Annotated in this window: 5 protein-coding genes and 1 pseudogene; 1 reads left to right on the top strand and 5 read right to left on the bottom strand. The window is 67.4% G+C overall.

All coding sequences use genetic code 11. From position 1 onward, the window contains the following. From B8784_RS07930 to B8784_RS07950, 5 genes and pseudogenes are all read right to left on the bottom strand, one after another. Window positions 1-662: pseudogene (locus B8784_RS07930) on the bottom strand (double-strand break repair protein AddB); the annotation flags it as partial. Further along, complete coding sequence (locus tag B8784_RS07935) at window positions 659-1,381, bottom strand: nucleotidyltransferase family protein (protein WP_233356022.1); 723 nt, start codon at window positions 1,379-1,381, stop codon at window positions 659-661. The pseudogene B8784_RS07930 and the gene B8784_RS07935, both read right to left, overlap by 4 nt. A gap of 179 nt (window positions 1,382-1,560) precedes the next feature. Continuing rightward, window positions 1,561-2,658 (bottom strand): aminoglycoside phosphotransferase family protein, encoded by a 1,098-nt coding sequence (locus B8784_RS07940; protein ID WP_084397189.1) that lies wholly within the window; start codon window positions 2,656-2,658, stop codon window positions 1,561-1,563. Further along, complete coding sequence (gene tsaE, locus B8784_RS07945; RefSeq protein ID WP_084397191.1) at window positions 2,648-3,100, bottom strand: tRNA (adenosine(37)-N6)-threonylcarbamoyltransferase complex ATPase subunit type 1 TsaE; 453 nt, start codon at window positions 3,098-3,100, stop codon at window positions 2,648-2,650. Before tsaE ends, B8784_RS07940 begins: the two co-directional genes overlap by 11 nt. Beyond that, window positions 3,097-4,206, bottom strand: a complete 1,110-nt coding sequence (locus B8784_RS07950) for a cystathionine gamma-lyase (RefSeq protein WP_233356023.1) — start codon at window positions 4,204-4,206, stop codon at window positions 3,097-3,099. Before B8784_RS07950 ends, tsaE begins: the two co-directional genes overlap by 4 nt. A gap of 178 nt (window positions 4,207-4,384) precedes the next feature. Here B8784_RS07950 and B8784_RS07955 point away from each other — a divergent pair. Beyond that, window positions 4,385-5,524, top strand: a 1,140-nt coding sequence (locus B8784_RS07955; protein ID WP_233356024.1) for an NAD(P)/FAD-dependent oxidoreductase, incomplete at its 3' end; no start/stop codon positions are given.

Below are 5,524 nucleotides of genomic sequence, written 5' to 3' on the forward strand. Positions count from 1 at the left end.
ACATCGCCCTTGGGCGGTTCCGTCTGCCAGTGGGCGGCCATTGCCTCGGCAGCCGCCAGCCGGCGGGCATACGGGTCCATCCGCGCATTGCGTTCCAGCTCTTCCGGCCACTGGCTGGTGATGATGTCGAGGAAGGTGACGGACTTTTCCCAGTGCTCGGCGAGCTGGCGGTCGGAGACGAGCGTGTCGAGCCGGGCCCAGTCCACCTCGCCGGACAGGGCGGCCTGGTCGAGCAGGCGGGCGAGTTCGCGCGCCGCCGACAGCGCCGAGGCGGGCGGGATGGTCTGGCCGAGCTTCGCATAATAGGCGCTCACCAGCACGGCGAGCCGGCCCAGCCGTTCGGCATTGGAGACCGCCGGCGGCAGTTCGGCGAGCGCGGCTTCCACGCCGGGCGGCGGCTCTTCGGTTTCCAGGTCGCCGAGGGGCCGGATGTCCGGCATCAGGATGGATGTGCCGCCAGCGGCTTCGAACAGGGCAAGCGCCAGGGCGCGGGCCGAGCGGCGGTTGGGCACATAGATCAGGTCGTCGGCGAGCGCGTCGGGGCGCTCGGCCAGCCCTTTCTCTTCGGCGAGCGCGCGTGCCAGCGCCTTCAGGAAATTGGCGCCGGGCGGGATGGTGCGAAGCTTCGGCGCGCCGTCAGCGAAAAGGCCGGGCCCGCTCATTTGCCGTGCGACCATAGCCACATATTCGCATCCTTCAGCGCCTGCGGGTCGCCGACATGCAGCCAGAAGCGCTCCAGCGGGACGCCATGCATGCGCCCTTGTTCCAGGAGGCCCGACCAGATGCGGAACGCCGAGAAGGGTTCCGGGTCGAACTTTGCGTACAGGGCCGGATTGACAATGCGCAGGCCGGCATAGGCCCAGGGCGCCTCACTGGCTTCGCCGCGATGGCTGATCGTGCCGTCCCCGGCGCGGAAAAAGTCCCCCGCGCCGCCAAAGCCGAGACAGCGTTCCTTGTCGGCGAGCAACAGGAGCTCGTCCATTTTCGCCGGATCATAGGCGGCGGCCAGCGCCTGCAGCGGTCCGGCATCGTTCGGCGCCCAGAAGGCATCGGTGTTGACGACGAAGACCGGGGCCTCGCCCAGCAGCGGGGCGGCCTTGGCGAGCGCGCCGCCTGTTTCGAGAACTTCATCGCGCTCGTCGGAGAAGAGGACCTCGACGTCGTCATAGCCCTTGGCATGCGCCTCGACCTGGTCGGCGCACCAGTGCGTGTTGACGACGAGGCGCTTCACGCCGGCCTCGATCAGGGGTTTCACCTGCCAGTCCATCAGCCGCTTGCCGGCGACCTCGATCAGGGGCTTTGCCGTGTCGTCGGTCAGCGGGCGCATGCGCGTGCCGAGCCCGGCAGCCAGGATCATGGCGGTGTCAGGCATTGTCGCCATCAGGGAGTGACCTTGTTGAGAGACGTGAAGGGTGGCGGCCCCACCCTGACCCTCCCCAGAGGGGAGGGGATGGCGTCAGGCCGAGGATGGAAGTGTCGCACAAGCCGGCCCGGATGCGCCCCCTCCCCGCTTGCGGGGAGGGTCGGGGTGGGGCTGATCAGAACAAAACAAGCCAAGCCTCACCCCTCCTCGAAAATGAACGGCGCCACATCGCGCACGAAGGCGGCCATGCCGGCGGCGGCCGGGTGCTGCAGGTTGCGCGCGAGCAGCTTTTTCTGGCGCGGCAGGAAGAGGTTGTAGCGATCCTTGCCGTCGCGGTGGATGAGGCGCGAGAAGATGCCGGTGATGCGCAGGGCGTTCAGCGTACCGATGACGGACAGGCGTTCGAGGAAATCCTCCTCGGCCTTGCCGGAGCGCTCCAGATAGGCGCGGATCGCGCCGGCCTGCGCCTCGGGCGTCACCTCGCGGCGCGCATCCTGAACCAGCATCGCCATGTCCCAGGCATCCCAGCCGATAACGGCGTCCTGGAAATCCAGCAGGCCGATGCGGGCGCGGCCTTCGCGCTCGGGCAGCCAGATCAGGTTTTCGGCATGATAGTCGCGCAGGGTCAGTTCGCGCGGGAAGGTGCGGGCCTGATCGATCAGCGCGTCGCGTTCGCTCTCCCACCGCGCGCGGGTCGCATCCGTCATCTTCATGCGGGCGTCGAGCCGCGGCAGCCAGTCGGCGAAGAGGTCACTGTTGACCCGCAGGGCGAGGTCGTCGAAGGCCAGAAGCGGCCATTCGCAGCCCAGCCCTTCGAGCACGGCGGGGCGTTCCTGCGCATGCAGATCGGCGAGCGCCGAGGCCGCAGCCGTGTAGAGCGTCATCTCGTCGGCGCCCTGTTCGATCAGGCGGGCAAACTCTTTCAGCGTGCCGAAATCCTCGATGACGGCGAGGCCCAGGGCCGGGTCGCCTGTATAGATTTCCGGGGCGCTGAAGCCATGCGCCTTCAGCCAGCCGCCGATCGCGGCAAACGCCTCGACGCGCGAGGCGGCGAGACGCGACTGCTTGTTCCAGCCCCCGGCCAGACGCTCGGCATCGGTCAGCGCCGGTGTGCACGGATCGTCCTCGACAAGCGGGGCGTCCATCAGCAGGGCCGTCTCGCCGGAGGGGCGTGTCAGCCGGCCATAGCGGCGCGTCGAGGCATCCTGGCCGAGCCAGGCCAGCCGGGCATCGCCCCAGCCCTCACGGGCGAGGAACGCCTCGATCTGAAAGTCGCGGTCTGCGTCAAATCCCATGCAAGCGAGCCTGCCAGTCTTCGCCGCGGGCTTCCAGTCTTGCCGTGCGGCCATCCACGGTTTGTTCAAGCGTCAGATCAAGGCGCCATTGAGGCAGATGTGCGCCCGCCTTGTCCGGCCATTCGATCAGCGCGAGGCCGTCCATCGTCTCCTCCCAGCCAAGCTCCATCACCTCGTCGGGGTGGTCGAGCCGGTAGAGGTCGAAATGAAAGACCGGCAGGCCCGGCGTGTCATAGGTCTGGACCAGCGTATAGGTCGGGCTGGGCACTTCGGTTTCCTGCCCGGCCAGAACCGAGATCAGAGCGCGCGCAAAGGTCGTCTTGCCGGCGCCGAGGCCGCCGCGCAGGGCGATCACGTCACCGGGCTTGAGGTGCGGGGCCAGCCGCCTGGCGAGCCGGGCGGTGGCCGCCTCGTCGGCGAGATGGATCTCGAGAAAGCTCATGCAAGGCTGTCCAGCGTCTTGCGGATGGCGGCGACGAGCGGGTCTGCCGGTTCGCAGCCGACCGAGAGGCGGACATAGCCCTCCGGCACAGCGTCGCCCCAGCGCGCGCGGCGCTCGCCGCTGGTCTGGATGCCGCCAAAGCTGGTGGCGTGGAAGATGGCCGGGCAATCGTCGATGAAGCGGTCGGCGGTGGCGGCGTCGGCAAATTCGACGCCGATGATGAAGCCGGGCCGGGCCATCTGTTTCGAGGCGGTCTTGAAGGCGGCGTCGTCGGCGAGACCGGGATAGCGCACCGCCGTGACGGCCCTATGGGTGTAGAAGAGATTGGCGAGCGTTTCGGCGCTGTCGCACATGCGCTGCAGGCGCAGCTCCAGCGTCATCAGTCCGCGATAGGCGAGATAGGCTTCCGCCGGGCCGGGCGTGGAGCCCGACAGCTTGCGCCAGTTGCGCACGCGTTCCATCAGCGCCTCGTCCCGGCCCGCAACATGGCCGAACAGGACGTCGGAATGGCCGGTCAGCGCCTTGGTGTCGGAGGAGACAGCGAGATCGGCGCCGAGATCGAGCACCGGCTGCAGCAGTGGCGTGGCGGTGGTGTTATCGGCAATGACGAGGCCGCCGCTCTCATGGACGCGGGCGGCGATAGCGGCGATGTCGCAAACATCGAGGCCGGGATTGGACGGGGTTTCGAGCCAGACAAGGTCGTAGCCGGAGACATCCTGATCGCCCATCTCCGCAGTCGGGACTTCGGTGACCTCAATCTCGTGCTGGCGGAAGAACTCCGCCATCAGGACGCGGACGGTGTAATAGCCATCCGACGGCAGCAGCAGCTTCGCTTTCGGTTTCAGGCTCGCCATGATCGCGGCGGTGACGGCGGCCATGCCGGAGGGAAAGCAGACGGCCTCCGCGTCTTCGAGGATGCCGAGTGCGGTTTCGACGCTCGCCCAAGTCGGATTGTCGAAGCGGCCATAGGGGAAGGCATGCTCGGGCGCGCCGGGCAGGGCGTATTTCGCGGCATTGACGACAGGCGGCGTCAGGCTCTCGCCCTTGGTGAGCTTACCGGCACGCGCGTGCAGGAGGTCGATCATGCGGTCTGGCAGGTCTGGCACGGGAATTCGCTTGTCCTCTTTGCGGATTTTTGCCCTGTCTGGCATGTGACGGGACAGGCGGCGGGTCAAGCCTTCGGGCTTCCCATGAGGGGGCTGCGCTGATATCGCGCAAGGGCATGTCTTGAAAAATCGTGACGCCTGCGTCATGAAAGTTGGTAGAACAGGGAGGAGAACAGGTTTGGACCTGTCGAATTCAGAACGGATTGTCGTGATCGGCGGTGGTCAGGCGGGTGCGCAGGCGGTGCAGTCGCTGCGGCTGTTCGGCTATGAAGGCGCGATCACCCTGGTCGGCGACGAGGCGGCGCTGCCCTATCAGCGCCCGCCGCTGTCGAAGGCCTACATGAAGGGCGAGCTCGGCGAGGAACGGCTCTATTTCAAGCCTGCCGCCTGGTATGAGGACAACAAGGTCGAGACGCTGCTTTCCCAGCGCGTGGAGTCGATCGACCGTTCGGCGCGCGAGGTGCATCTCGAACATGGCGGCCACCTGGCTTATGACGCGCTGATCATCGCCACCGGCTCGCGCCCGCGGCCCGTGCCGGTCGAGGGGGCGGAACTGAAGAATGTCTTCGACCTGCGCACCCTGGCCGATGTCGAGCATATCCAGCCAAAAATGATGGACGGCCAGAAGCTGGTCATTGTCGGGGCGGGCTATATCGGGCTCGAGGCGGCCGCCGTGGCGCGCCAGCTCGGCCTCGAGGTCACCGTGCTGGAAATGGCCGAGCGCGTGCTCTCGCGGGTCACCAGCCCCGTCATTTCCGAATTCTACCAGGACCTGCACAAGGAACACGGCGTCGATATCCGGCTCGGCGCGCGGCTCGACAAGCTCGTTGGCGAGGATGGCAAGGTCACCCATGCGGTGCTCGCGGGCGGCGAGGCGATCGAAGCCGACATGGTGCTGACCGGCATCGGCATCCTGCCGAATGTCGAGCTCGCCGAAGCGTCCGGCCTGCCGGTGCGCGACGGGATCATCGTCGACGAAGACGCGCGCACCTCCGACCCGCATGTCTTTGCCGCGGGCGACTGCACGGTGCGTCCGCTGGCCCATTATGCCCGCACGGGGCGGCTCGAAAGCGTCCACAACGCCATCGAGCAGGGCAAGCTGGCGGCGGCCGCCATCATGGGCCGAGAGCGCCCGAAGCTCGACTGCCCGTGGTTCTGGTCAGACCAGTATGACGTGAAGCTGCAGATCGCCGGCCTCTCCATGGGCCATGACACGGTCGTGGTGCGCGGCGACCCGCAGGCGAAGAAGTTCGCGGCCTTCTATCTGAAGGGCGGCCGGCTGATCGCCGTGGACGCGGTCAACAGCCCGCCGGAATTC

The sequence above is a fragment of the Henriciella aquimarina genome (assembly GCF_002088975.1).
Lineage (GTDB): Bacteria > Pseudomonadota > Alphaproteobacteria > Caulobacterales > Hyphomonadaceae > Henriciella > Henriciella aquimarina.